Here is a 26336-nt window from a genome sequence, read left to right on the forward strand (position 1 = left end):
CGTCCATGTGTGTAGTGAACCGGCTACAAAAATAATATTAATAAAAACATCGTACAATAATATTATCACATGGATCAAGCTCCCGGCAAGATACAATTTATTGGCAATTGCCAGGGAGGTCATCAAAAATGACTAATATTATACCATTTGACAACAGTTCCGAGAAACCCAAGAAAAAGCAGAGCAAGTACATCAAGAAGGTTATTAACGGACAAGAACTTACTTGGAGCATCGAGTTTCAGGCTTGGGGTGTTTTCCGCCCTTACCGAAAGAATCAAAAGACTGGCGAACTTGAATGGGCGAAGATGTACGGGAAAAGAGCTTTTTTCATTCCTGTCTATTATGGTCCATTGATGGACGATGTTGACTAATTAAATAAATAACTCCCGTTTTATACTCCGGTTCGTATTTATCGGGAAAAGGACAAGCCCCGTCAGTGAATTACTCTGGCGGGGCTTGTTTAATGTATCATCCCCATTTCACGGAGCCTATCCTTAATCTTCTTTATACGGGCTTCTTTTTCAGTGGCTTCTTGTAACCTCGTATCTTTATACTTCTTAATAATCTTCTCCGATTTTATTTCGCCGATGTTCGTTTTGTTGTCAATGGTAGCCGTTGGGGCGATCTTGTGATTTTCTATTGTCTTGGGATCTGCAGAAATTCGTTCTAGTAAACTGAGTAGAAGCCTTTGCTTTTTAATACCAATCCTCGGCACCTGACATATTTCTTTCCATGTGCAGTTTAATAAACGTTCAAGATCTAAATAACCTTGGATGTATAGAGCATTAATAAGCCCCATTAAATCGGGTTCCTGTTCTTCTTCTTGAGCCACGGCTTTTATACAAGCGATATCCATACAATAAAGATGTTGAGGTATAGAAAAATACGACTTTAACGGTTTATTTATCTCTAAAGAATTTATCATTACCATCACTCCAAGATGAAAATTAAGCAGGTCGATTTTATCATATCAATTTTTCAAAGAGTAATCTATGTAAAGGTCATCCATGCACGGTCAACTCGTAGCGGAATTCTGCGACCATACCAGATTATACATCCGGTAGGTTTCGACCTACTCCGTAGCAGGTCCAAAGCGCTTGGTATGCTCATCAGGCGTTTGATTTATTTAATTTCATCGTTAAGTGAGTCGAGTGCATTCAAGACGATCTTGACGCTTCTTACCTTCGCAAATGGTGATGTATTTCCGCGAATTTCACTTTTAATGATCCTGATTGCTGTCTCGTAAGGAGAATCGCCAGAATCGCGGAGTGATCTGAGGACGAAGTCTAATTTGAGTGTCATGTTATTCCTCCTTTAGTGGGTTGAAGCCCCTGGATATTAATATACTATTCTTATCAAACCCCAAACCTTATCAAACCCCAAACTACTGATCATTTTCTGAACATCAAAAGAGCCGCCACAGGAGTAATTCTGCTCAGCTCTTTTTAACTCAAACCTCAAACTCTGCCCGCCCAGGTATAAGTGTATCTTCAGGTGCGGGTTCTAGATATTCCGGTAGTTCAATGATAAGTAAGTACCTAACGGGAGTAATGGAACTCTATCTTGCTTTGACAGCATTCACAACAGAGCTTTTATTCCAATTATAATGTCAGCATTATTTTGAATTTTGGTTGGCACTTGTTCTTGCCCCCATGGTTTAATGCCAATAATATATTTATTGTATGAGATTGCGGTATCTATTTCGTAATCAATCCATTCGCTGTGAGTTTCATACATCTCTGATAGAATGATGACGATTGAGGCTGGCTTGATTTGTTCATCAATCATTTCCTTCAACTTCTTTTTGCTAATCAGGGCATTCTGATCAATCAGTCCGTCGTGTTCTAGTACTGAGTAATTTTTCCAGTTAAATTCACACTTTGATTGAGCTTCATTAAGCAATTGAACGATTATATTGTAATGCTCAGTGTATTCCCAAGCATGGCTAATGAAAATATTATAATTCACTTTACACTCCCTTTCTGGTTTTCGACTTCTTGACTGAGAGGAAGTGGATCTTCTGAAGCAGATTCTAAGTGTTCAGGTAACTCATCGATGAGAGAAGACTCACCAATGTCAAGAAGAATAGTTTGTGTTCCTTTCGCTACTACAATGCCAATCTTTCCAGCATTCGGACCGGCAGTTATAAGGATACGAATGCCTAGTGTTAAATCTTCAATTTCCAAATTATTACCTCCAGATATTAATTTTCCCTTATGCATAATTTTCTCTTATTTAACTCCAAACAACTGATCATTTTCTGAACATCAGTAAATCCTAAGACTAAAGTATAAAAAAGACACTGCCAGTAGTAGTAATACTTGCGATCATTTTAGTGAAATCGTGTTATCATATGACCGTTGTGGGAGCACTTCACGATAAAAGTTAAATGCGAGGGTGACAACTATGCATCTCGACCAATTCCCAAGCAAAGCACAAAATTTCATTTAGAACTCTGTTATGTAGCGATAGAGAGTTAAGGAAAATCCCCAGTCAAAAGAAATATATATACGAGAGTCTGAGGATTGGATCTATGAAAGAAAAGAGCCGTGAATATACACACGGCTCTTTTTGTAACTCAAAACTCGACTTCTTTCCATCCTGTTGGTGGTGGGTCCTCAGGTACTGGTTCTAGATTTACTCCAAGTCTCCCTGAGCTGGAATGTTTAAGCGGACGTATGCCAGTACCAATAAAGGCAGCTCTGAAAGAACTGGTTGAGGAAAATTATATTGAGTGGAATCCAAACACGCCGCCTGAGACGGCGGTTATAATTGAAGGATGGGAACGTCCTGACTCACGTTTTAAAAAGCGTCAGATAGCATCACAGGAGATACAATGGGGTATGGATGGCGGTAATATTGATTACTGGACGATGCACTAGGAGGGCTTTACATGGTTAGAAAAAAACTAGAAGGAAATGGACTATGGGAAGGCAGTCGTATGATTATGCCAGAACATAAGGCAAGGATACTAGACGATGCGTTGAATGAAGAGACACGTGAAAAACCTGATTTAGATCCCCAAGCATTAGTGGAGATCTCACAGGTATTAGCTCAATCTTTAGAGGATTGTAGTCCGATTACAATTACATTGTTTGGTGAATATAAAGACAGATCCATCCATGGAATAGTCATGAGAGTCGATTGGCAGTTGAAACAGATTAAGTTCCATCATGATGACGATTGGGAATGGATTAAATTAGATAATGTTGTCGGCGTAAGCACGTAAGGAAATGTTTCCTGCACATAAATTAATTAAACCCCAACAGTGATTATACTGGTGGGGTTTCTTCGTCTTCAGGAGTAAATTCAAGGATATCTTGCACAGTTACATTCAAGTATTTGCAAAGCTTGTCCAACACATCCCGGGGATAACGTTCCATTGTGTCATTGTAGACCCGTCTTACAACCTCAAAGTTTATCCCCGTTCCGCGCGCAACTTCTCTAATAGATAAACCGCGTTCGTCCACAATAACCTTTAGCTTAGATTTCAACATCGGACAACCCTCCTGCATTAAAAATAACACGACTTATAAAACAAGTCAATTTGATGTTGACTTACTAAATAGGTCGTGGTATTCTTGATTCATCGACTTACTAAATAAGTCAAATAAACTTAGCTGGCGGGCATACACAGGAGGGATGAAGGGGTGGAAAAGTTAAATACGAGGGATATTTTACTTGATTGAGTTGGCGCTTCGACAAATGAAAGACGGTGCTAGTTCAAGGCAGGAATTGGAGTTGCGGTCTTTGATTGAGAAGTTGCCGCGATTGGACATCGAGCAAGTTTAACCACCTGATGATGGCTCCAGCGGACAGGAGCCGAAACAATACCGCTGTGAAGCGTGGTTGTCGCGGAATCCGCCATAAGAGGACAGCGCGCCCTCACATGTATAGGAGTGATAGATATGTTGGCAGCTCACCAAAGATTAGCTGAAATTTTTCATGAGAACTTGAAGGGACCATTAAGTGAGGAACTAGCTATAGAGTTGCAGCATTGTCTCCATGAGAATGCAAAGTATTGTTGGGATTACAATACTCTTAATAATCAACTTATCCAAGCTAGATCCACTCATGATACTAATTGGGAAATGGAACTTCTGGTTAAGATGGATTGGCTTAGACGCTCAGGTAGGTTGGTGAAAGGGTATTAAGATAATGCCGCCTGATAGACCTATTACGTAGTAAATAAGTAGTATACTCAATACCTGGTAGGGTTATATAATTAACCTAATGAATGAAAATTATGTCAGGTGGTGCATTGTTATGTCGTGGGAGCCAGTGGGGTTTGTATTTTTTTCAACATTAGAGTTTATAGCTATCTATTTTATTATCTGTGCTTTATTTAGATTAAAACCAGTGGAAATTATATTTCCAGCATTATTCATCATTTTGTTAATGGATTTACAGAGTTTCTTTTTTAGAGAAGACCTACAGTTAACCGCAATTGTACCCTTTATCAATATTATACTGTTTGTCTTGCTATTTACAGTTGTGATGCGAATCCCGCTGGTCTGGTCTGCTGTTATATCTGTAATGGGTTATTTTGCTTACGTACTCCTGCAAGTCGCTCTAGTCCAATTGACTTTTGGATATTTATCCGTAAATGAATTGACGTTACATCCTGAAAAAGGGTATTTATTGCAAACAATCAGCAGTGTATTAGGCATAGGCGGTTCGCGTGTTTTTTATATGCTAGGTGGAGGGTTCACATTTGATTTTGAGAAATTAAGGCTAAAACGTGAGGCGATTTATGTATATACACTTATCGGCTGCGCACTATTATTAACGATCTGGCTTCTATACAGTGGCAACACATTAATTGATGTTATCTCTGTATCCATCACATTTATCTTCTTTGCTTATTACGCAGTTAAAAAGGAGAAGGATAGATGATTGATTTTCTCTCCTTGAGAATCGCTCAAGGAATAAAGAAGGGTGTCCCTGATAGCCCTATTACAATTACTGTCATGAAATATGCACTCTCAATCATTATAAATGCGTTAATGATAATCGTCCTATCGTTACTAATTTCAAGATTAACGGGAAAAACACCAGAGGTAACGATAGCACTTGCTGTTTTCCCTTTGTTACGACAGGCGTCTGGTGGGTATCATATGCGGTCCGGAATGAAATGTGTTTTGTTTTCTACTGTATTGATTACTTCAATTTCCCTTGCTGACTTTGATTATTGGACGATCATAACATTGGGTATTGTAAGCTTTATTCTTGTGGGGTTGTTTGCGCCGTCGAATATAGAGAAACAATCCCGAATCCCTAAAAATTACTATTCTGTCTTAAAGATTGTATCATTGGTGATCGTATCATCTAATTTTTTAATAGTTTCTCCAGTAATCGGCGCTGCATTCCTCGCGCAAAGTATCTCATTAATTCGCATGAAAGGGGGTGATATCAAATGAAAAATATGATGGCAAGTGTTAAGCGCATGGCACTGACGAACGTGGCTGCTCTACTTGGAATAGTAGCTTTATCTTCAGTAAGCACTGCAAGTGCTTGGTACGTGTATAATGGTGAAGTGCCGGAGGAGTTGCTAAAATAGAGAAGTAGGTGATAGGTGTGCTGAAACTATCCGTAACTCGTGATCCAGAGGGAGAATCTGGATTAAACAATATAGATGTTGATAGTATACTAATGTTGGATTTTGCTATGAGTTCAGATAAAGTCGCTGTCCATACTGCAGAGGAAATTTATTTTACAGTAGGAACTCTAAAATATTGGAATAAAACTTTAAATAACAGTGGGTACAGATTTGGAATTGCTGACAGAAGTAATTGTGTGAATTTAGAAAAAATAGAAGTGCTAGATAAAACTTTAAAAATAGCGTATTTCGAAAAAAATTTCACGAGTAAATCAAAACGCTGTATGATTGCAAGATACCGCTTTAAAGAGGTTGCAGAAAGTTTGATGTTAGTCAATCCTAATATAATCATTACGGCAAGTGAGAGTCTTTATTAAAGGCTCTTTTTTTATTACCACAATATTCATAAAATGTAAAGTTAAAAACTCATGTTCGTATATGCAATCTGTCCAGCCATTTGCAATATACAAAATACACAATTTGGTTTTTAATATAAGTATATTCGCGCTATGAAACAGTATTGACCTTTTACTTGGTTGCGTGCTATGGGCTATTTCTTCGTTCGGGAGGAGCATGAATCACTCCGACCTACTGCAATATCCATTCATAGAGTTCAGCTTCTTCACATCTAAGAGCTAAGCAAACGGCACGCATTTGTATTGTGTTCATTGGCCGTTCGCTTCGTTCGATACGCGATAAGTGACTAACTGAAATGGATACTCCGTAAAACGTTCTGAGATTTTTAGACAAATCCGCTTGTGTTAGTCGAGCAGATTCTCGGAGCGTACGCAGTAGGCACTTCCCTTGAATCAGAAGCGCCATAACAACCTCCTATTTTATTATCAAAGAGAGGTGATGAATATCGATGGTATTATATCACAGTTACATAAAAAAGATAAAGGGCGCGTCCTGGCAGACACCCCCTACTTTTAAAAAATTCAATTTTCACTAATAGCATAGCACAATTAAATAACAATTATTATACTTGATTCTCTTTTCGAATAGTTATTGACAAAGAAAAAACACCAGAAATGCAGCATGTAAATCTGAGAGGATGAACTTAATGGATATCATAGAATTTTTAAAGCCAGTTATTGAAAAGAGAACCGAAGAGATCGCGGAGGTAGTTTTAAAAGGTGAAACGAATGATGACTATCAACAGTTTGTTATGCTTCTTCAATCAGTAGAACCAGTCCTACGTAATGAATTGGAAAACTACTTTTTAAATAGTGTACTGGAAGCAGTAAAAACTTCTTATAGAAGTGGAGTAACTGAAGCATCGACTTTAAGAGAGTTATTATGAAGTAGAAATAAAAAACGTCAACAATTCGTCAACAGTCGATCTTTTTAATTAGTTAATAAGAATGATATCAATCAGGAAATCCTTTATTTATAAGGATTCATAAACATAAATTCGGGGCCCTCTTTCGAGGGCCCCTTTCATGGGAGAGGAGAAACCGGACGAAGAGCTTATGGGGAAACGTAAGCCTGCTCCGCGGTTGTCTACGACATTTGTGGTGTCGATAATTACATGATGTCCCTGGAAGTCCAATCTTATACATTAAGATGACTTATTTCTCTGAATAAGCTGTTTCGCCTTCTTATTTCATATCTAGACAAATTTTTTATTTCATCGCGCAAATGTGTTACGATAGGCGTGGACTTATGCCCTTTTGGGCATAACAAACAGAGATATAGAGCGGGTGAATAACAGTGAGAGTGGTATCGGGAAGTGCAAAAGGAAGGCCACTGAAGAGTGTTCCGGGAAGTGGGACAAGGCCTACGACCGATAAGGTGAAGGAAGCTGTATTTAGCATGATAGGCCCATATTTCGAAGGTGGAGTGGTGCTGGATTTGTTCGCCGGTACTGGGGGTTTGGGGATCGAAGCCTTAAGCAGAGGGATGGAAAGTGGCGTATTTGTTGATATGGATCCTAAAAGTATCGACACGATACGCGCCAATCTGAAGGCTACTAAGCTGGAAGAACAAGCGCAGGTGTACCGTAATGAAGCTGGGAGAGCGCTAAGTGCGTTGGAGAAGCGGGGGAAAATTTTTGATTTGGTCTTTTTAGATCCTCCCTATCGCTTGAAGCATGGGGATGAGCTTATGCTTATGATGGTCGAAAAAGGAATGCTGCAAGAGGACGCAATTATTGTTCTGGAGCATGAATCAAGTTATGCCTATCCTGAAGACATTCCAGGATTTTATAGGCTGCGTCAGGCCGTATACGGAGAAACGACAATTTCTATTTACCAGTATGAAACTAATCCTGCAGAGGAAAGTGAAGCTGGTGAGGAGGTAGAGAATGAGTCAGCAAATTAGAAAAGAACGTGTTGCCATTTATCCAGGTACCTTTGATCCCGTGACTATGGGACATATGGATATTATTCGGCGCGCATCCAAGCAATTCGACCGTTTGATTGTAACGGTGCTTAATAATTTGAGTAAAAACCCGCTGTTTACTGTTGATGAACGGACAGAGCTATTAAGACAGGCGACCGCTGATATTCCCAATGTGGAAATTGACAGCTTCCGTGATCTGTTAGTGAATTATGTTCGTCAAAAAGATGCTCAAGTCATTGTTCGGGGTATCCGTACCGTTACTGACTTTGAATATGAGCTGCAAAACGCATCGATCAACCATAGCCTGGATCCCGATGCAGAAACGATTTTTATGATGACTAATCCGAAATATTCCTACTTAAGTTCCAGCGTTGTTAAAGAAATCGCCCACTTCGGCGGGAATGTGACTGATTTTGTGACGCCTGAGGTTGAACAAGCGATGAAGCGTAAATTTAACCGAGCCGATGGCGAATAGTACTTACTAGATACGTTCCAGCAGATAATCCCAACAGGATGATGAGCAGAAGGGCTTGCAGACTTAGCAGCTGTGGAAAAGAGCTCCATATGTCCGTTACATTAATGGTGCCGCTTGGAGTCGGGCGTGAGTCTGCAAGTGCTGGTAAAGCAGCTTTAGGGATAACCAGCAATGGTTTCCAGAGCAATAAAGTTAACAGAAAAGCATAAAGTCCATGCATCAGACGAACCGTAGCGTAGGGTAGAAATCTGACTCTGGCTTGTTTGAGCATGGTCAGCACCTGTAGTTGCGCACAGAGTCCGCTCCAGCCCAGTGCAGCAGACAGCAAAGCTATCCCAAACATACTAGAGGGACCTGTTCCTATGCTTGCTAGCCCTTTGCTGATTGCGTCGGCGCCTAAATGAATTTCCAGCAAGCTTGCTGGCAGAGCAGCTGGCAATGCGGGAAGTACAGTAGTGATGATATTGATGACTACAGCGAACATAATCATGTAACCGCCCACGACCATCAGACTTTGCACGGCATTAGCGACGGACTCGCCGAGAAGCTTGCCGAAGCTGCGTCCGTCTTTTGCTCTGGCATCTGTTGCTGCAAGCTGAACGCGACTATATAAAGAAGGCTGTTTGGTGTCCGTGGAGATCTTATCAACTGGTTTCGTGTTCGCTGACCGCCCCTTTAATAGAGCATCGGTGTAGCTGGCTAGAAGTCCAGAGATCCAGTGGATGGCCAATAGGAAATAACCTGCTGAAGTACTGTGTAGAAAAGCTATGCCAATTACTATAAGCATGGTTACCGGGCTGGCGAAGTGTGTAAGTGCGGCAAGTCGGGCGGCTTCCTTGTCAGAAATGCTGTTCTGCTTGTGTAGCTGCATGACCCCTCCAGCTCCACCGGGGAATCCGGCTGTGATTCCGAGTGCCAAGGTCCAGCCGCTGGCACCGGGCAGACGAAAGACCTTTTTCATCAATGGCTCCAGAAGCACTCCGAAACCATGCACGAAACCCGAGGCGGTAAGCATCTCTGACAGCATCAGGAAGGGGAGCAGGGCAGGGAATACGAGTGTCCACCAAAGCTTCAATCCTTGGAGTGAAGCCTCAAAGGAGCTCTCCGGTGAGATAATAATTGCAATGGCTGTCAAGATTGCCATAATCCCGGGTATAAATGGTGTGGAGCGTGTAGCTAGTCGGCGTATTTGAATATTTTTCATTTCTCAGATCACCTCTTCATAACTTAAGGCATGGACGATGTGTTATCAATTTATGCAGAGTAGACAACCATCATGCCAAACCACTAGTCGAAGCGGTAATGAAGTTCAATCATTCATATCCTAAAAGTGCCGCGGGAAAGAAGGGAAGAGCAGTGAAGCAACTGAAGCATCGGCCGGGTTTCCGCGCCACAGCTTATCTGTTTACGTTTGTAGTAATCGTGTATGTATTTGTCTTTATGAACACCCCGTACATCGTATATCAGCCAGGCAGTGCATCTGAAGTTGCCCCTATGATTAAGGTAGAGAATGCCGATCCGGCTGAAGAAGGAACGTTTATGATGACTACGGTGTCTGCTAGTTATGCTAATGTGGCCTTATTGGTCGCCTCTGCTTTTAATACCAATTCAGAGGTTGTGCGAAAAGAAACCCGGCTAGGGGATAAATCAGAAGACGAATATGCTGCAGAGCAGGTTTATTATATGAATAGCTCACAGTCTTATTCTGTTCAGGCCGCTTATCATGCAGCGGGAATTCCATATGAGGATGTAGTGGATTATCTCTACGTCTTTTCGGTTCCTGTAGAAAGTAATAAAGGACAATTTCTGCCGGGTGACAAAATCATTAGTGTAGAGGGACAAAAAGTGCCCGATCCTGAAGCACTGTCTAAACTGCTCTCCTCTAAAAAAATCGGAGATCAAGTCGCTGTTGTTTTGCAAAGAAATGGCAAGGAAGTACAAGAACAAGTGACGTTGGTTGAAATAAAGGATAAAGAGGGAGCTGCCGTTCGACCTGGTTTTGGAGTCACTATTGCCGCCGTTCAAAAAGTAAAACCAAAAGAAGCAGGGAAAGCTGTCAGCTTTGTAGATACAAATGTTGGCGGACCTTCGGCAGGGCTAATGTTCACTATGGAAATTTACAATCGCCTTACTTCTGGAGATTTAACTAAGGGCCATAGGGTTGCAGGGACGGGTACGATTAACGCTGAGGGTGTAGTTGGTGCTATCGGTGGAGTGAAACACAAGATCGTGGCTGCGGACCGAGAAGGGGCGGAGATTTTTTTCGTGCCTGTTAAGAATTATGACGAAGCCAAAGCAAAAGCTGATAAAATCGGCACATCTATGAAGCTGGTGCCTGTATCTACGCTGGATGAGGCGCTGAAGTATATGGTGGAACTGCCGGTCAAACCATGACCGGAGGTTCCAAATAATCGCGGTACATATCATTTCTACGGGGTTCCTTAAAAGCTCCCGCGAAAGCGGAAGCGGCTTGAAGATCTCGCTCAAGCTGCGGATGGGAACAAAGGGACGGGCGCATGACGATGGGCAACGTAGCTTTTTGTTTCATTTCTTTAAGCAGTGCTCGTCCGCTTTCTCTAAAACCAAGAATACGAATATATCCGGGCCCCTCTGCTAGTATGGAAGGGGTCATTTCTTTTTTAGAATGATTTAACAGAACATGTAGCAGCAGACGCTGTAACCGTGTATGCGTGTAGCGCTTGCTCTTAAGGGCGTGAAGCAGGCCTGAAACAGAGAATTGCTCCAACTCAGGCAAAAGCCGCAGTATTCGGTTCTCCAAGCCTTCATTCATATCATGGATCGCGTGTAACTCGGCCGCAGTATGGGTGGTCAGCAGATGGCGGAGCGGGATATTGAAGCTCTCCAAGCTCAGAGGGCCCCTTCCGGCTGCATGCTCTCTTTCCAAAATGGACACGCTATAATCCGGCATATAAGCAGCGGGAGATCCGCCTTCTTGCAGCAGCTTGCGGATGGCCGTCGCACTTGCAATAGAAGAGTCGGCTTGTAATGGGTCATGGAAGCCTGCTGCTGTGCGCGGAACGGTTAGTGGCATTATCTTGCTGTGCAGCCGCTGCAAGGCGATAAGATAATGCAGTCCAAGGCTGTTATTCGGCTGGCGCAGCAGCTCGCCTGCATCTCCGGGACTCTCCGTTTCCGGGAGAGTCCCTTCAAAGGCCACCGCCGCCGCTGCGCTGTACGCGGCGGGGAAGCTCGTTCCGAGCGCCATGCGGCGGCGGATCTCGCTCTGAAGCTCGCTGCTTTCCTCAGCCAGATATCTGGCCAGGGGGAGCAGCGAGCCCAAAGTGCCGGCTTCGGAGCCGAAGCACAAGCTGTCCACGACCCCGGTCGCTTCCAGCAATGCAACTGCTCCGAACGCGAACCACTCGGCTGGCTGGACGGCATAAGCCACCGGCAGCTCAATGACGAGGTCGGCGCCCATATGCAGCGCCATCTCTGTCCGGGCTTGCTTGCTTACCGCCGCCGGCTCGCCGCGCTGGGTAAAGGGACCACTCATGACGACGATGGTGCGCTCTGCGCCGGAAAGTCTTTTGGCTTCCGTGAAGTGATGCACATGTCCGTTATGTAAAGGATTGTATTCTGCGATGATTCCAACCGTTGTCACTGTGGCTTCCCTCCGATAAGTAAGGTATATTTATTGAGTTTAGTAGGGTAGATTTCTAGAGATACTGTTAGCACAAGCTGATCTTTTGATTTACACTAATAGTTATATCATAATTCACCGCATTTTCTGAAACAATATAAAGGGAAAATGGTTGACAAAGGTATAGAATACTAGGTATAATAAATTTTGTTTGTTTGGGAGTGATAAGTATGCAGATTCACTTTCGCAAATTAGCGATTGCCGACGAACCGTTACATATTCACGATGTTGTGGATGTCAGCGAGGTAGTCAAAGGGCGCAAGGATATTCTAACTGTTGCTCCGCTCTCAGTAGACCTTAAAGCGCTGCCCGCGGGAACCGATTGTGTGAACGTGGTGGGGAAACTGAGTGGAGATGTGGACATGTTATGTTCACGTTGTCTCACGGAGGTCAAAAGTGATTTGAACATTCCTTTTGCTGAGACTTTCAAGTGGCTTAAGCAGCCAGTTCTTCCAGATGATGACGAAGATGAGGATCTCATTTACGTCAAGGATGAGGTTGTGGATCTTATCCCGTATGTGGAAGAAAATTTCGTACTGCACTTACCGGATTCGGTATTGTGCAAGGCAGACTGTCTTGGTCTTTGTCAGAAATGCGGACAGAACTTGAACGAAGGCACCTGCAGTTGCGACAACACAGTGATCGATCCTCGACTCGCTGGGTTGAAAGACTTTTTCAAATGAAACATTACAACAAAACACATCCTGCTCTGAGGAGCAGGCTGACAGAAATATCACGAGGAGGTGGAACACATGGCAGTACCACAACGTAGAACGTCTAAAACACGCCGTGACAAACGTCGCACCCACTTTAAGTTGGTTGTGCCGGGCATGGTGAAATGTGAACAATGCGGAGAGTTGAAACTAGCTCACCACGTATGCAAAGTTTGCGGAACTTACAAAGCAAGAGAAATCATCAAACAATAGTTTCAAAAATAAGTAGTACTTCACTTCGGTGAGGTACTATTTTTTTGTCCAAATCTAATAAAGATAGGGTATGCACCTATACTTTATGTTCCGCTCAGAAGTCAATGCTTTATTTTTGGTGCGGCATGCTTTATACTACATATTAGTACCTGGTTCTAAAAAATATTTATGATTGTTAGACCTAATATAACAGCGGCCATTCAAGCGGCCGGATGCTTTCTTTAAAATATAAGGAAGTATAAGTTATGCACCTATACTTTATGTCTTATATTTCTCGCTTAAACGCTTACCGTCCTTATTAGGGCGCCGAAGGCGTTTACGCTTGGCATGTGCCAGGAGGTGAGCCGCTATCGAGCGGATGTCCAAGAAAGAACGTCAGCAACAGCTGCTACATATAATTGCAGGCAATCCTTTTGTAACTGATCGGGAGTTGACTCGTCAGCTGAAGGTGAGCATTCAGACGATTCGGTTAGACCGGATGGAGCTGGGAATACCAGAACTGCGTGAAAGAATGAAACAAATGGCAGAGCATTCCTATGATCAGGTGCGCTCTTTGCCTGCGGATGAAGTGATCGGAGATATTGTGGATTTACAGCTCGATAAGAGCGGGATTTCGATCTTTGAAATTCGTGAGGATCATGTCTTTTCCAGAAATGGGATCGCCCGTGGCCACTACGTGTTTGCTCAAGCCAATTCGCTTGCGGTTGCTGTAATTAACGATGAAATTGCCTTGACTGCTTCAGCCGACATACGATTTGTTCGTATGGTTCTGCTTGGTGAGAAGTGCATTGCTAAAGCTCAAGTGCGGTCACTTGCAGGCAGAGGCGGCAAAGCAGAGGTGGACGTATTCACCTATGTCGGAGAAGAATTGGTATTTCAAGGCCACTTTATAGTGTATCGTTCCGCTAATGAAGAGTATAGTGAAGGGGGTAACCGTAGTGCTGATCGCCATTGATGCCATGGGCGGGGACAACGCTCCTGAATGTAATGTCGAGGGGGCGTTGTCCGCGGCCGCGGAATGGAAAGATACGCAGATTGTGCTCGTAGGTGACGAAGCCAGACTAGAGCCACTGCTGAAGGACAAGCCGTCCAACCTGAGTGTGCGGCATGCAGGAGATGTTATTGGTTCTGATGAAGAGCCGGTTAAGGCGGTTCGCCGCAAAAAAGATTCATCCATGGTTGTAGCTGGACGTATGGTGCGTGAGGGCGAAGCAGATGCTATGATTTCGTCAGGTAACACGGGGGCGCTTATGACTACAGGGTTACTTGTAGTAGGCCGTATGCAGGGGATTGAACGTCCGGCGCTGGCACCTATGATTCCGACGCTGGATGATGTTGGCGTGCTTGCGCTTGATCTTGGCGCTAACATGGATGCGAAGCCTGAACATCTGGTGCAATATGCGCTGATGGGCAGCATTTATCGGAATAAAGTGCATGGCATTGCTAAGCCGCGGGTTGGACTTCTAAATGTAGGGACGGAGCCTGGGAAAGGCAACGAACTGACCAAAGAAGCCTATCCACTGCTGGAGAACTTGCCGGGCATTCATTTTATCGGTAATGTTGAGGCACGCGACGTACTGACAGGAAACTGCGATGTGCTTGTCTGCGATGGATTTGCTGGTAATATCCTGTTGAAGTCGCTTGAGGGTACAGCGGGTGCATTGTTCTCTTTACTGAAGGAGCAATTCAGCCGTTCTCTGAAGACTAAGCTTGGAGCGGCTATGCTGATGCCGGAGCTTAGAGCCCTGAAGGGTAAGATGGATTACAAAGAGCATGGCGGTGCACCGCTGCTTGGTCTTAGCGGATTGGTAGTTAAGGGGCATGGATCTTCGGACGGAAATGCGGTTAAAAATGCAGTAAGACAAGCGCGGATTGCTCTGCAAGCCGATCTTGTGCCAAGTATATCCAAGGAAATTAGCGGGAAGTGAGTGACGAAATGAAACAATTGCGGCCGGTTGGGATTATCGGTACGGGTAAATATGTACCTGAGAAAATTTTAACAAACAGTGATCTAGAAAAAATAGTGGAGACTAACGATGAATGGATCGTCAGTCGGACAGGGATCCGTGAAAGACATATCGCTGCACCACATGAGGCAACTTCTGATTTAGCCTATGAAGCTGCACTTAAAGCTTTGGATTCTGCAGGCATGAAAGCCGAAGATCTGGATCTTATTATTATTGCAACGGTAACCCCTGATAGCTCCTTTCCTTCCACAGCCTGCATTTTGCAGGATAAACTTGGAGCAAAAGGTGCTGCGGCCTTTGACTTGTCAGCAGCCTGCTCTGGTTTTGTATACAGCCTAGCTACTGCGGTTGGCTTTATTCAGAACGGAATGTACAATAATGCACTCATAATTGGTGCGGACACTTTATCCCGCATCACTGATTATACGGATCGTAACACCTGTGTACTGTTTGGCGATGGTGCAGGAGCAGTAATCATCGGTGAAGTTCCAGAGGGACGCGGTTTCCAATCCTTCGATCTGGGTGCTGAAGGTTCTGGAGGAAACTTGCTTAAGCTGGAAGCTGGGGGCTCGCGCTTGCCTGCTTCTCAGCAGACGGTTGAAGACAAGAAACATTTCATCTATATGAATGGCCGGGAAGTGTTTAAGTTTGCCGTTCGTGTTATGGGCTCAGCTACAGAACGTGTGCTTACTAAAGCCGGATTAGGTAAAGAAGATATTGATTTGTTCGTACCGCATCAAGCGAATATTCGTATCATTCAATCCGCTATGCAGCGGCTTGACCTGCCACCGGAGAAATGTGTAATCAATGTTGATAAATATGCTAATACATCAGCAGCTTCTATTCCTCTAGCTCTAGTTGAAGCGGCGGAAGAAGGACGCATGAAGGAAGGCGACACGGTTCTGATGGTTGGATTCGGCGGTGGCTTGACTTGGGGCGCGTCCGTATTGATCTGGTAATAGAGGAAGGAGTTCTTACTTATGAGTAAAATCGCATTTGTCTTTCCCGGTCAGGGTGCACAGGCAGTTGGAATGGGTAGAGATGTATATGAAGCTCTTCCGCACAGCCGCGCGGTATTCGAAAAAGGTGACGAGGTGCTCGGATTTCCACTGAGCCAGCTGATTTTTGAAGGACCTGACAGTGATTTGAAACAGACCGTAAATACACAACCAGCTCTGCTAACAGCAAGTGTGGCTTTTCTGGAAGCATTACGTGATCAAGGGATGAAGCCGGATTATGTAGCTGGTCATAGCCTAGGAGAATACAGCGCGCTGGTTGCGGCAGGCGTATTGTCCTATGAAGATGCTGTAAGACTCGTGCGTTTACGCGGTCGTTTTATGGAGGAAGCTGTTCCAGGTGGACAGGGAGCTATGGCTGCAGTGCTTGGTGCGGAGCGGGATGCTCTGGCAGAATTATGCCGGAGCGTATCCGAGGAGAGCGGCGTGGTAGAACTGGCGAATGTGAACTGCCCGGGACAGATTGTTGTTTCTGGTTCACAGGCCGGGGTTAACGGTGTTGTGCAGCGTGTTAAGGAAGCAGGCGGAAAGCGGGCTATTCCGCTGGAAGTAAGTGGACCTTTTCACTCTTCGATGATGAAGGCTGCGGCAGACCGCTTGGCAGACGAGCTGAAGAGTGTTACCTTTAATGCTCCGGCTGTACCTGTTATTGTCAATGTTACTGCAGCCCCTGTAACGGATCCTGAAGAAATCCGTGAACTGCTTGTCCGCCAGGTGTACTCCCCTGTGCTCTGGCAAGACAGTATTGAATGGCTGATTGCTGATGGTGTGGATACTTTTGTGGAAATTGGTTCTGGCAGTGTTCTGGCAGGTCTGATCCGCAAAATAGACAAAACGGTCAAAGTAATCAACATTAACACGCTTGAAAGTGTGCAAGCTGTCTTGTAAGATACGTTCAAACATTGTTTATCAATAGCAATATGATCGAAAGGGGAATAAATGATGTTCTCAGCATTGCGGGGTCAAACGGCCCTTGTAACTGGTGGCTCTCGCGGCATTGGCCGCAGTATTGCACTTGCTCTCGCGGAACATGGTGTGAAGGTGGCCGTGAACTATGCGGGCAGTGAAGCAGCCGCACAAGAAACCGTAGCTCGGATTGTCGAGCTTGGCTCGGAGGGTATTGCCCTTCGTGGCGATGTCGGCAATAGTGAACAGGCCGAGAACCTTGTCAAAGAGGTTCTGAATACCTGGGGACGTATTGACATTGTTGTCAATAATGCCGGCATTACCAGAGACAACCTGATTATGCGCATGAAAGAAGAAGAGTTCGATCAAGTGATCGAAACGAATCTAAAAGGGGTGTTTAACTGCCTAAAGGCAGCTACACGCCCTATGATGAAGCAACGCTACGGGCGCATTATCAATATTTCTTCCGTAGTAGGTGTAACAGGAAATCCTGGACAAGCTAATTACTCCGCAGCTAAGGCAGGTGTCATCGGTTTAACGAAGGCATCGGCTCGTGAGCTTTCCTCACGGGGGATCACGGTGAACTGTATCGCTCCTGGCTTCATTGATACAGATATGACGCGTGAGCTCTCTGAGGAAGTGCGCAGTGAGCTTGAGAAGGGCATTCCACTTGCTCGTCTGGGGCGTCCTGAAGAGATTGCTATGGCTGTAGTCTTCCTGGCCTCTGAAGGCGCTGCGTATATGACCGGCCAGACACTACACGTGGATGGCGGGATGTATATGTAACTCTCCGTCAAGGAGAAATTACACTGTTTTAATGCTGAAATGTGAGGGATAAAGAAAGCGTTTTTGACGCTCTATGGTATTTTGAACTCATATCTCGTATAATACCAAAAGAGGAGGTGAACCGGATGTCCGATGTATTAGAGCGTGTAAAACGCATTGTCATCGACCGCTTAGGTGCCGATGAAGCTGAGGTAACATTAGAAGCGTCTTTCAAAGATGATTTAGGTGCTGATTCTCTTGATGTAGTAGAATTGGTTATGGAATTGGAAGATGAATTCGATATGGAAATCTCTGATGAAGATGCAGAGACGATTACGACCGTGGGTGAAGTTGTGAAGTACATACAATCTCATACCTAGAGTCATATGATTGAGAGTCCCGTTCCTGCTAGGGCGGGACTTCTCCTCATTTATAGAGCACTAAAGATGAATCAAAGGTTGCCTTGAGCAACTATATAAGGGATATAACAGAACCGCAGGATGGTTAATGATGCGGTTATCGCTGTTCATATAGTAGCAACAGAAAGTATATAAGTTCTGAATATAATGTATACAACCTATAGATGGGGTGATTGTGTTTGAGTCATAGAGTGGTTGTTACCGGGATGGGCGTAGTTACATCATTGGGCAAAGATTTGGAGACGTTCTGGGATAATCTTATGAGCGGCAAATCCGGTGTATCACAGGTTGAGACCTTTGATGTCAGTGAGTATACTACGCAAATAGCATCCTCTGTTAAAGATTTCGATCCAGAGGCACTTTTTGGTCGTAAGGAAGCCCGCAAAATGGACCGTTTTGTACAATTTGCAGTGGCTGCCGGTGAGGACGCATTGCGAGATAGCGGACTTAAGATCGGTGAAGATATTGATGCCGAAAGAATAGGTGTATCTGTAGGATCAGGTATTGGTGGTCTTGGAACTTGGGAAGACAATCATAACTTGTTGCTTGAAAAAGGACCGAAGCGGGTTAGTCCGTTCTTCATTCCGATGATGATTGCTAACATGGGTTCTGGGCAGTTGTCCATTAACCTTGGTGCAAAGGGTCCTAATACGACGACAGTAACTGCTTGTGCTACAGGAAGTCACTCCATTGGGGAATCCTTCCGCTTGATTCAACGTGGAGACGCAGATGCAATGATCTGCGGTGGTTCCGAAGCGACCATTCGTCCAACAGGTATGGCTGGTTTTTGTGCAATGAGAGCAATGTCCACTCGCAATGATGAGCCTGAGAAGGCAAGTCGTCCGTTTGATGTGGATCGCGATGGTTTTGTTATGGGTGAAGGTGCCGGGATTCTTATTCTGGAATCACTCGAACATGCTGAGAAACGTGGAGCGAAGATCTATGCTGAGGTTATCGGTTATGGTCTAAGCGCAGATGCTCATCATATGACTGAGCCTGATCCAGATGGTGCAGCTCGCTGCATGAAGATGGCAATCCGGGATGCTGGTATCTCTCCTGAAGATATTGATTACATCAATGCTCATGGTACTTCAACGCCTGTAGGAGATAGATCAGAAACTGCTGCTGTTAAAAAAGCATTGGGTGACCATGCCTATAAAGTGGCAATTAGTTCGACGAAATCCATGACAGGTCACCTTCTGGGTGCTGCTGGTGGAGTAGAAGCTATTATCTGTGGCCTTTCTTTGCAAAAAGGGATGATTGCGCCAACGATTAATTTGGACAACCAAGACCCGGAATGTGATCTGGATTATGTACCAAATGTGCCACGTAAAGCTGATCTTGATATTGTAATGTCGAATTCGTTCGGCTTCGGGGGACATAACGCAACAGTTATTCTAAAAAAATATAATTAGTAAGGGGACAGTGCGGTGAAAGGAGAACTGAAGCAGTTACAACAGCAACTTCAAATCCAATTTCACGATTCTGTGCTTCTGAAGCAGGCCTTTACCCATGCATCCTATGTGAATGAACACCGTTTCAATCAGCATCAGGACAATGAGCGTCTCGAATTTCTTGGCGATGCAGTTCTGGAGTTAACGGTTTCTGAATATTTGTACAATCTATTGCCAGACCGACCTGAGGGAGAGTTGACCAAGCTGAGGGCCGCTATTGTATGCGAGCCTTCACTGGTCAAGTTTGCGGAGAGTTTAGGTTTTGGCCGTTATGTACTATTGGGCAAAGGGGAAGAACTTACGGGCGGACGTACTCGCCCGGCCCTGCTGGCTGATGTATTCGAATCCTTCGTGGGAGCGCTTTATCTCGACCAAGGACTGGAAACAGTGCGGAGTTTTCTTGATAATCACGTATTTCCTCTCGTGGAGACGGATGGGAAATTGCAAATGCAGATGACCGATTATAAGACGGAACTGCAAGAGCTAATTCAGCAGCACAATATGGGTACATTGGAATATCGAATTATAGAAGAACGGGGACCTGCACATGAGCGTGAATTCGTCTCAGAGGTGTATATGGCTAACCGTTCACTTGGTAAAGGAAGCGGCCGGTCCAAGAAGGAAGCAGAGCAGCAGGCTGCAGCAGCAGCACTTTTGCATCTGAAAGAGGACGGTGCCTGAGTTTTGCATCAAGGGGACAAGCGGAGGAGAGCAGCAAAGGTCTGAATACCGGCGTTTAGGCGGAGCTCAGACCGTTGCTGCTCTTTTTCGACAATATAAGAACTTATATGTTCCGCTTTACAAAGGATAAGGTACATCTTAATGGTTTTTTAGGGTACAAACGCTATGGTATAATGGGTCAGAGGTGATTGGCAAGTATGTTTTTGAAACGGATAGAATTAGCTGGTTTTAAATCATTTGCCGACAAAACAGAAATGGAGTTTGTGCGCGGTATAACGGCTGTAGTTGGCCCGAACGGAAGCGGCAAAAGCAATATTTCTGACGGCATACGCTGGGTACTCGGCGAACAGAGTGCTAAATCACTGCGTGGCGGCAAGATGGAGGATATCATTTTTGCTGGAAGTGATGCGCGTAAAGCCGTGAATTATGGCGAAGTATCACTTACGCTTGATAATGAAGATCACACACTTCCGCTGGATTTCAGCGAAGTTACAGTGACTCGGAGAGTCCACCGCAGTGGAGATAGTGAATATTTAATTAATAAGCAATCCTGCCGTCTGAAGGATATCACAGAGCTGTTTATGGATACCGGTATCGGACGTGAAGCCTATTCGATTATCGGGCAGGGTAGGATTGAAGAGATTCTAAGTACTCGTTCCGAAGATCGGCGAGGCATCTTTGAAGAAGCATCAGGTATTGTAAAATATAAATCGCGCAAGAAAGACGCAAGTCGAAAGCTGGATGATACCGAGCAGAACCTGCTTCGTATTCATGATTTGATCAGTGAGCTTGAGGATCAGATTGGGCCACTTAAGGATCAGTCCGAGAAAGCTATCCGCTTTAAGGAACTTCGCGAACAATTAAAACATCAGGAAATTTCAGTATACGTACACCAGATTGAAGGCATTCATACCGCTTGGCAGGAAGGTAACGCTAAGCTTGAAACGTTGAAGGACGAGCAGCTGGAGCTGTCTACTGTGGTTTCGGCTCATGATGCCAAGCTGGAGAGCGGGCGCTCTGAACTGCGCACAATCGAAGCACAGATCGAGAAGCAGCAAGAGCAATTGCTGCGTTATAGCGAAGCATTTGAGAAGAGCGAAGGTTACGGTGAAGTGCTGAGGGAACGCAAGCGCAATCTGGAAAGTAATCGTGAGCAGTTAATGCTCACGTTAGGTTCGGTTGGCGAGCGTTCTGCAGATCGTCAGCGTGAAGTCGTGGATCTGGAGCTTAAGCTTGAACAATCGCGGCTTAAGCTTGTGGATCTTCGGAAACAGATCGAAGATGAAGAGACAAGGCTTGAAGGTGTGGCAGACGGGATTAGCCAGAGCCAGGAAGAAAAGCTCAAAAGTGCTCTTTTGGAGCTAATGAACCTTATGGCGAATGCACGTAACGAAATTCGTTACGCGGATCAGCAAAAGGAGAATCTGGAACGTCGTATGAGCCGCAGTGAAGAAGAAAGCGGCAAATGGACAGCCCGGCATGAAGAGTTGTCTGCCAACCAGAAAGGGCTGAAGGACAAGATTGCCCAGCTGGGGAAGGAGCTTAGCAATCTTCGCGGGGCTTATATCACTGAAAGTGAGCAGCTCAGTAAACGTCAGAAGCTGATCGAAGAAACACAGTCCGGTCTTCGGAAATGGGAACAGAAGCGGGAAGCGCAAGTCTCTCGTCATGAGACCATGAAAGAGATGCAGGATGATTTCGACGGCTTCATGCTTGGGGTTAAAGAAGTGCTCAAGGGTGCGCGCAAAGGACAGCTCAACGGTGTGCATGGTGCGGTTGCGGAGCTGATCTCTGTTCCGGAGAAGCTGGAAATGGCGATTGAGACTGCTCTAGGCGCATCACTTCAGCATGTGGTCATGGATAATGAGACTGTGTCCCGCCAAGCGATATCATTTCTAAAGCAACGTCAGCTGGGACGAGCTACCTTTCTTCCGCTAGATGTTATCCGGCCGCGCCAGATTTCTGGCAGTGACCGTGGTATGGTGGGTGATGCTGTCGGATTTGTTGGAATTGGTTCCGAACTCGTTGGTTACGATGATAAATATACTAGCATTATTGGCAGTTTGCTCGGCAATGTGGTTATTGCGGAGAGCTTGGAGCAAGCGAACCGTATCGCCGCTAGATGTCAATATCGTTATCGGGTAGTTACCCTGGAAGGCGATGTAGTTAATGCCGGCGGTTCAATGACCGGGGGTAGCCAGCATAAGAAGAACAATAGCTTGCTTAGCCGCAAACGTCAGCTGGATCAATTAAGCAGTGAGATTGAAGAAAGCGAACGTCAAATAGTGAAGCTGAAGCAAGGCATTGCCAGACTTCGTGAGGAGCAGGAGAACGCTAGCGTGAAGCTGGAGGACCTGCGCCGTGATGGCGATGAGAAAAGACTGGAAGAGCAAAGAGTCTCCGGTGATTTGAAGCAGCTCGAGCATGAGCTTCGGCATGTGCAGGAGCAAGTGGAGAGCACAGGTGCGGAACGCAGCGGCTTTGAGAATGAAGTACGTGCGCTTGAAGAGACGCGGAAGCAAGCCACTGCTGAGCTTGAACGCCTTGAAAAGGAAGAAAAGGAAGCCCATGAGGGTATCCGTAACGCTGAATCAGCGCGTAAAGCGAATGAATCAGCTAAGGAAGAGCTGCAAGGCAAGTTGACCAGTATGAAAGTCTCGGAAGGCAAGCTGGATCAGGAGATATTCTCCCTGGAGGAGCAGTTACGTCGCCTAAGACAAGATGTAGGTTCACAGGACAAGGAGCTGCGCCAGAATCGAAATCTGTTACATACGATTGAACAGGATCTGGCTAACAATGCTTTGGAAGCTGTGAAGCAGAAGGAAGATTTGAACAGTTACCGCTTGAAGAAGGAAGAGACGACTGGAACTTTGGATTTTGCCCGGGCTGAGCGTACAGCGTTAACCCGTAAGCTGGAACTTGAGGAAGGCAAGACTAAAGATCAACGTCAGGCCCTTAAAGTAGTCGAGGACAAGCTGCGTGCCACTGAAGTTTCTGTCGGTCGACTCGATGTGGAGCTGGATAATATTCTCCGCAAGCTGAGTGATGACTACGAGCTAAGTTATGAATTAGCAAAACAGAGATATCCAGTGCCTGAAGATGTACCTGCCGCACAAGCCGATGTACAGCGTTTGAAGCGCAGTATTTCTGCGCTAGGAGAGGTTAACTTAGGGGCGATCGAAGAATATCAGCGGGTCCATGAACGGTATACGTTCCTCAGTGGACAAAAAGATGATCTAGTCGAAGCTAAGACTACCTTGTATCAAGTAATCCGCGAGATGGAAGATGAAATGTCCAAACGTTTCAAACAGACCTTTGATGCGATCCGCAAACAGTTCGGGACCGTGTTCTCAAAGCTGTTCGGCGGCGGGCGAGCGGATCTCATGCTTCTGGATCCGGAACATATGCTGGAAACAGGTATAGATATCGTAGCCCAACCACCGGGTAAAAAATTGCAAAATCTGCAGCTTTTATCTGGCGGTGAACGCGCTCTAACTGCGATGGCGTTATTGTTTGCTATTTTGCAAGTGAAGCCAGTTCCGTTCTGCGTATTGGATGAGGTCGAGGCTGCGCTCGATGAAGCGAACGTTGTTCGTTTTGCACAGTATTTACGCGAGTTCTCTGAACAAACTCAGTTCATCGTCGTTACGCACCGCAAAGGAACGATGGAAGAGGCGGACGTGTTATACGGAGTAACGATGGAAGAGGGCGGTGTCTCCAAGCTCGTTTCAGTACGTTTAGAGGATGAAGAAGCTGAGATTGCTTAAATTCATCAAAGAAGAGAAACTTTTAGGAGGAACCAAATGAGCTTTTTTAGAAAATTAAAAGAAAGCATTTCCGGCAAAACGGAAAGTGTAACGAAACAATTCCGCGACGGATTAGAGAAAACCCGTAAAGGTTTTGTAGAGAAGGTCTCCGACCTTATCATCCGCCGCAAAAAGATAGATGAAGAGTTCTACGAAGAGCTGGAAGAGATTTTGATTGGTGCAGACGTGGGTGTAAACACTGTTATGACCCTTGTCGAGGATTTGCGTGCCGAAGTGAAGCAAAATCGGATTGAAGATGCTGCCGAGCTGAAGCCGATTTTGTCCCGTAAGCTTATGGAGCTGCTGCGTGGAGATGATGATAACAGCCTGAAGGAAAATCCGAATGGAATTACGGTTATTTTGTTCGTTGGGGTCAATGGCGTGGGCAAGACGACTACCATCGGCAAGCTGGCTCATCGTTACAAACAAGAAGGTAAAAAAGTTCTTTTGGCTGCAGGGGATACGTTCCGTGCCGGAGCGATTGAGCAGCTTGAGGTTTGGGGCCAACGCGCAGGCGTAGATGTCATTAAACAACAAGCAGGCTCTGACCCGGCGGCTGTAATGTACGATGCGGTCCAAGCGGCAAAGCAACGCAACGTGGATATCTTAATCTGCGATACTGCTGGCAGACTGCAGAATAAAAGCAATCTGATGGAAGAGCTCAACAAAATCTTCCGCGTCATTCAAAGAGAAATCCCAAGTGCTCCACATGAGGTACTGATGGTGCTAGATGCTACGACAGGTCAAAATGCACTTACACAAGCCAAGTTATTTGGTGAAAAGAGTGGCGTCACTGGCTTGGTCTTGACGAAGCTGGACGGTACGGCTAAAGGCGGAATCGTTGTAGCGATTCGTCAGGAAATGAATTTGCCGGTGAAGTTTGTAGGTCTTGGAGAAAAAATGGAAGACTTGCAGCCATTTGATTCGCAGCAGTTCGTACATGCTCTTTTTGCCGGATTAATTGCCGAGGAAGAAGAGTTAGAAGAATCGGAAGAGCAAGTGTAATCAACAGCACAATATAATCATAAAGAAGTCATATTTACAAGGAATGCCCTCGAAGCTATATTTAGTTAGGAGGGCATTCCTTTTCTTTTTTATAAAGGGTTTGTCCGTCATTTTGTAGCAACTGCTAAGCGACTTTTAGAAAGTATAAATGCATCGCGTAAGGGATCCCTTTAAATAACAGCTTTCCCTCACTAATTAGCCTCCAGAAGCGATATTCTATGAATGAGGTACTGAGATACAAATTCCATTGCCCTATAATTGTGCCTACAACTAGACCTGCATTTACGTAGCCATCTCGATCCTCATACTGTTGAAATTGCAGAATTAAAGAAAGAATTTCTTCGTCATAGTAACTCTCGGGAACATTCATAAGCTGGCCATCAGCCCAAACTCTAAGCATATCCTCGGTGTTGCTGATTTTTTGCCATTCTAGTTCATACTGTTTTCTTTGAGCGGAGGTGATAGGGGATGTATTTTCGGTAATTTTTATAATTTTTTGCAGAGCTTCATTTGGGAGCTGACTAAGTGCTCTGGGATATAAGCCGATTTCAAATGAAGCGGCAATCTCCCTATAAGCCTTGACTGAATCAATAACATGAATAGGTTGCGTCCTCTCACTAAGAATAGAAAGTGCAAATCGTAAACCTGTCTGATCATGGGAGTTATCTCCGCACCAAATAGTGATTTTTTTGTCCTCGGGAATTTCTTTTAAGGTCTGAATCATGGCTGCCAGTTTATGTTGGGGGTTTAAATGATAACCCTGATCCGGAAATCGTTCCTGAAACCATAACTCACGGGTATGATAGCCTTCATTATTATGTAATCCACGCAACGGTCCAGCAGAGAACGTCTCATTAAATGAAAGTACTCGTATTAAATGACGACAACCCAGATGACTAAGGGCTACCTTCATTGATCCCGCTTCAGACAGGCCAAATAACAGATAAATGTGATTCCGCCTAGTCTCTTCCTGCTCAATTGACATAGTATATTTGTGCTCCATAAGTCACTCTCCCATCGCAACAAATTATACCATACTCAATGAATCCACATCCTCAGGCAACTATATAAAAAATACATTATATGAAAAATTCATAACAGTAATGCTTGTCACACTTCCTGCATACAATTCAATGATGAATCTACATTTCATCTCCGGCAACCTATATAAGAGAGAAAGGAAGCGATTCCAAAAAATACAAATATCTCCGGAATCACATTTCTCTGTTATATATGTTGACATGAACGAGTGGATTTACGTATTATGAGAATATAAACCAATATTTTCATGGGTGTTTTCTGAAATGGAAGTA

The 26336-nt window shown here is 44.8% G+C and carries 32 protein-coding genes; 23 read left to right on the forward strand and 9 right to left on the reverse strand.

From position 1 onward, the window contains the following. Nucleotides 1-128 precede the first annotated feature (128 nt). On the forward strand, nt 129-371 hold the full coding sequence (locus MHH46_RS13915) for a hypothetical protein (protein ID WP_076190020.1): 243 nt from the start codon (nt 129-131) through the stop codon (nt 369-371). 89 nt (nt 372-460) lie between these two features. On the opposite strand, the gene MHH46_RS13920 is transcribed toward MHH46_RS13915, so the two are convergent. From MHH46_RS13920 to MHH46_RS13935, 4 genes are all read right to left on the reverse strand, one after another. Continuing rightward, nucleotides 461-925: a hypothetical protein gene (locus MHH46_RS13920; RefSeq protein ID WP_076190021.1), complete on the reverse strand. Its 465-nt coding sequence runs from the start codon at nt 923-925 to the stop codon at nt 461-463. A 197-nt stretch (nt 926-1122) separates the two neighbouring features. Further along, a complete protein-coding gene (locus tag MHH46_RS13925) occupies nt 1123-1302 on the reverse strand; it encodes a hypothetical protein (RefSeq protein ID WP_076190022.1) in 180 nt (59 codons plus the stop codon). Nucleotides 1303-1578: 276 nt separating this feature from the next. After that, nucleotides 1579-1968: a TIR domain-containing protein gene (locus tag MHH46_RS13930; protein WP_179086247.1), complete on the reverse strand. Its 390-nt coding sequence runs from the start codon at nt 1966-1968 to the stop codon at nt 1579-1581. Continuing rightward, the gene (locus tag MHH46_RS13935) at nt 1965-2186 is read right to left on the reverse strand and encodes a hypothetical protein (protein ID WP_076190024.1); all 222 of its coding nucleotides are present in this window, start codon (nt 2184-2186) and stop codon (nt 1965-1967) included. Before MHH46_RS13935 ends, MHH46_RS13930 begins: the two co-directional genes overlap by 4 nt. A 492-nt stretch (nt 2187-2678) precedes the next feature. Here MHH46_RS13935 and MHH46_RS13940 point away from each other — a divergent pair, with 492 nt between their 5' ends. Continuing rightward, nucleotides 2679-2882: a hypothetical protein gene (locus MHH46_RS13940; RefSeq protein ID WP_076190025.1), complete on the forward strand. Its 204-nt coding sequence runs from the start codon at nt 2679-2681 to the stop codon at nt 2880-2882. Between the two features lie 11 nt (nt 2883-2893). Next, complete coding sequence (locus tag MHH46_RS13945) at nt 2894-3229, forward strand: YolD-like family protein (RefSeq protein ID WP_076190026.1); 336 nt, start codon at nt 2894-2896, stop codon at nt 3227-3229. Between the two features lie 43 nt (nt 3230-3272). Here MHH46_RS13945 and MHH46_RS13950 read toward each other — a convergent pair whose 3' ends face one another. Further along, a complete protein-coding gene (locus MHH46_RS13950) occupies nt 3273-3497 on the reverse strand; it encodes a helix-turn-helix transcriptional regulator (RefSeq protein ID WP_076190027.1) in 225 nt (74 codons plus the stop codon). Between the two features lie 862 nt (nt 3498-4359). On the opposite strand from MHH46_RS13950, the gene MHH46_RS13955 reads away from it, so the two are divergent. From MHH46_RS13955 to MHH46_RS13970, 4 genes are read left to right on the forward strand one after another with little or no spacing between them, the layout of a single operon-like run. Further along, nucleotides 4360-4896 (forward strand): hypothetical protein, encoded by a 537-nt coding sequence (locus tag MHH46_RS13955; RefSeq protein WP_405132615.1) that lies wholly within the window; start codon nt 4360-4362, stop codon nt 4894-4896. Then, on the forward strand, nt 4893-5420 hold the full coding sequence (locus MHH46_RS13960) for an accessory gene regulator ArgB-like protein (RefSeq protein ID WP_076190030.1): 528 nt from the start codon (nt 4893-4895) through the stop codon (nt 5418-5420). Before MHH46_RS13955 ends, MHH46_RS13960 begins: the two co-directional genes overlap by 4 nt. Further along, entirely contained in the window at nt 5417-5560 is a 144-nt protein-coding gene (locus MHH46_RS13965) for a cyclic lactone autoinducer peptide (RefSeq protein WP_081387725.1), read from the forward strand. Before MHH46_RS13960 ends, MHH46_RS13965 begins: the two co-directional genes overlap by 4 nt. Before the next feature lie 17 nt (nt 5561-5577). Continuing rightward, nucleotides 5578-5976, forward strand: coding sequence for a LytTR family transcriptional regulator DNA-binding domain-containing protein (locus tag MHH46_RS13970; RefSeq protein WP_076190169.1), 399 nt, complete (start codon nt 5578-5580; stop codon nt 5974-5976). Between the two features lie 211 nt (nt 5977-6187). Here MHH46_RS13970 and MHH46_RS13975 read toward each other — a convergent pair whose 3' ends face one another. Beyond that, on the reverse strand, nt 6188-6421 hold the full coding sequence (locus MHH46_RS13975; protein WP_076190031.1) for a helix-turn-helix domain-containing protein: 234 nt from the start codon (nt 6419-6421) through the stop codon (nt 6188-6190). A 241-nt stretch (nt 6422-6662) separates the two neighbouring features. On the opposite strand from MHH46_RS13975, the gene MHH46_RS13980 reads away from it, so the two are divergent. From MHH46_RS13980 to coaD, 3 genes are all read left to right on the forward strand, one after another. Further along, complete coding sequence (locus MHH46_RS13980; protein WP_076190032.1) at nt 6663-6902, forward strand: hypothetical protein; 240 nt, start codon at nt 6663-6665, stop codon at nt 6900-6902. Nucleotides 6903-7312: 410 nt separating this feature from the next. Next, the gene (gene rsmD / locus MHH46_RS13985) at nt 7313-7921 is read left to right on the forward strand and encodes a 16S rRNA (guanine(966)-N(2))-methyltransferase RsmD (RefSeq protein WP_076190033.1); all 609 of its coding nucleotides are present in this window, start codon (nt 7313-7315) and stop codon (nt 7919-7921) included. Next, nucleotides 7905-8417: a pantetheine-phosphate adenylyltransferase gene (coaD, locus tag MHH46_RS13990; RefSeq protein WP_076126111.1), complete on the forward strand. Its 513-nt coding sequence runs from the start codon at nt 7905-7907 to the stop codon at nt 8415-8417. The genes rsmD and coaD overlap by 17 nt, the downstream gene beginning before the upstream one ends. Here the strand turns inward: coaD and MHH46_RS13995 are convergent. Further along, the gene (locus MHH46_RS13995; protein ID WP_076126112.1) at nt 8395-9621 is read right to left on the reverse strand and encodes a nucleoside recognition domain-containing protein; all 1227 of its coding nucleotides are present in this window, start codon (nt 9619-9621) and stop codon (nt 8395-8397) included. The genes coaD and MHH46_RS13995 overlap by 23 nt on opposite strands. Before the next feature lie 152 nt (nt 9622-9773). On the opposite strand from MHH46_RS13995, the gene MHH46_RS14000 reads away from it, so the two are divergent. After that, on the forward strand, nt 9774-10811 hold the full coding sequence (locus tag MHH46_RS14000) for a SepM family pheromone-processing serine protease (RefSeq protein ID WP_076190034.1): 1038 nt from the start codon (nt 9774-9776) through the stop codon (nt 10809-10811). On the opposite strand, the gene MHH46_RS14005 is transcribed toward MHH46_RS14000, so the two are convergent. Continuing rightward, nucleotides 10801-12039, reverse strand: coding sequence for a nucleotidyltransferase (locus MHH46_RS14005; RefSeq protein ID WP_076190035.1), 1239 nt, complete (start codon nt 12037-12039; stop codon nt 10801-10803). The genes MHH46_RS14000 and MHH46_RS14005 overlap by 11 nt on opposite strands. Before the next feature lie 209 nt (nt 12040-12248). On the opposite strand from MHH46_RS14005, the gene MHH46_RS14010 reads away from it, so the two are divergent. The 12 genes from MHH46_RS14010 to ftsY all read left to right on the forward strand — a co-directional run bounded on the left by MHH46_RS14010 (nt 12249) and on the right by ftsY (nt 25023). After that, complete coding sequence (locus tag MHH46_RS14010; RefSeq protein WP_076190036.1) at nt 12249-12761, forward strand: DUF177 domain-containing protein; 513 nt, start codon at nt 12249-12251, stop codon at nt 12759-12761. Between the two features lie 69 nt (nt 12762-12830). Continuing rightward, nucleotides 12831-13004, forward strand: a complete 174-nt coding sequence (gene rpmF / locus MHH46_RS14015; protein ID WP_019911234.1) for a 50S ribosomal protein L32 — start codon at nt 12831-12833, stop codon at nt 13002-13004. A gap of 358 nt (nt 13005-13362) precedes the next feature. Further along, the gene (gene fapR / locus MHH46_RS14020) at nt 13363-13959 is read left to right on the forward strand and encodes a transcription factor FapR (protein ID WP_036686484.1); all 597 of its coding nucleotides are present in this window, start codon (nt 13363-13365) and stop codon (nt 13957-13959) included. Next, complete coding sequence (plsX, locus tag MHH46_RS14025) at nt 13943-14932, forward strand: phosphate acyltransferase PlsX (protein WP_038570599.1); 990 nt, start codon at nt 13943-13945, stop codon at nt 14930-14932. Before fapR ends, plsX begins: the two co-directional genes overlap by 17 nt. A gap of 8 nt (nt 14933-14940) precedes the next feature. After that, nucleotides 14941-15930, forward strand: coding sequence for a beta-ketoacyl-ACP synthase III (locus tag MHH46_RS14030; protein ID WP_139329841.1), 990 nt, complete (start codon nt 14941-14943; stop codon nt 15928-15930). Between the two features lie 21 nt (nt 15931-15951). After that, on the forward strand, nt 15952-16875 hold the full coding sequence (gene fabD, locus MHH46_RS14035; protein WP_076190037.1) for an ACP S-malonyltransferase: 924 nt from the start codon (nt 15952-15954) through the stop codon (nt 16873-16875). Nucleotides 16876-16929: 54 nt separating this feature from the next. Next, entirely contained in the window at nt 16930-17679 is a 750-nt protein-coding gene (gene fabG / locus MHH46_RS14040; protein ID WP_036686492.1) for a 3-oxoacyl-[acyl-carrier-protein] reductase, read from the forward strand. Nucleotides 17680-17804: 125 nt separating this feature from the next. Continuing rightward, complete coding sequence (locus MHH46_RS14045) at nt 17805-18038, forward strand: acyl carrier protein (protein WP_036686493.1); 234 nt, start codon at nt 17805-17807, stop codon at nt 18036-18038. Nucleotides 18039-18256: 218 nt separating this feature from the next. Further along, nucleotides 18257-19492 carry a beta-ketoacyl-ACP synthase II gene (gene fabF / locus MHH46_RS14050; protein ID WP_076101782.1) on the forward strand — a complete coding sequence of 412 codons (1236 nt, stop codon included), beginning with the start codon at nt 18257-18259 and terminating at the stop codon, nt 19490-19492. A 15-nt stretch (nt 19493-19507) separates the two neighbouring features. Beyond that, nucleotides 19508-20212, forward strand: a complete 705-nt coding sequence (gene rnc / locus MHH46_RS14055; protein WP_038570606.1) for a ribonuclease III — start codon at nt 19508-19510, stop codon at nt 20210-20212. A 197-nt stretch (nt 20213-20409) separates the two neighbouring features. Beyond that, nucleotides 20410-23979, forward strand: a complete 3570-nt coding sequence (gene smc, locus MHH46_RS14060; RefSeq protein WP_076190038.1) for a chromosome segregation protein SMC — start codon at nt 20410-20412, stop codon at nt 23977-23979. 36 nt (nt 23980-24015) lie between these two features. After that, nucleotides 24016-25023, forward strand: a complete 1008-nt coding sequence (gene ftsY, locus MHH46_RS14065) for a signal recognition particle-docking protein FtsY (protein WP_076183732.1) — start codon at nt 24016-24018, stop codon at nt 25021-25023. Nucleotides 25024-25147: 124 nt separating this feature from the next. On the opposite strand, the gene MHH46_RS14070 is transcribed toward ftsY, so the two are convergent. Next, nucleotides 25148-26026: a DUF1835 domain-containing protein gene (locus MHH46_RS14070; protein ID WP_076190039.1), complete on the reverse strand. Its 879-nt coding sequence runs from the start codon at nt 26024-26026 to the stop codon at nt 25148-25150. Between the last annotated feature and the right edge of the window lie 310 nt (nt 26027-26336).

Origin of the sequence: Paenibacillus sp. FSL H8-0175 (assembly GCF_045040615.1) — a bacterium.
GTDB classification, from domain to species: Bacteria; Bacillota; Bacilli; order Paenibacillales; family Paenibacillaceae; genus Paenibacillus_AQ; species Paenibacillus_AQ odorifer.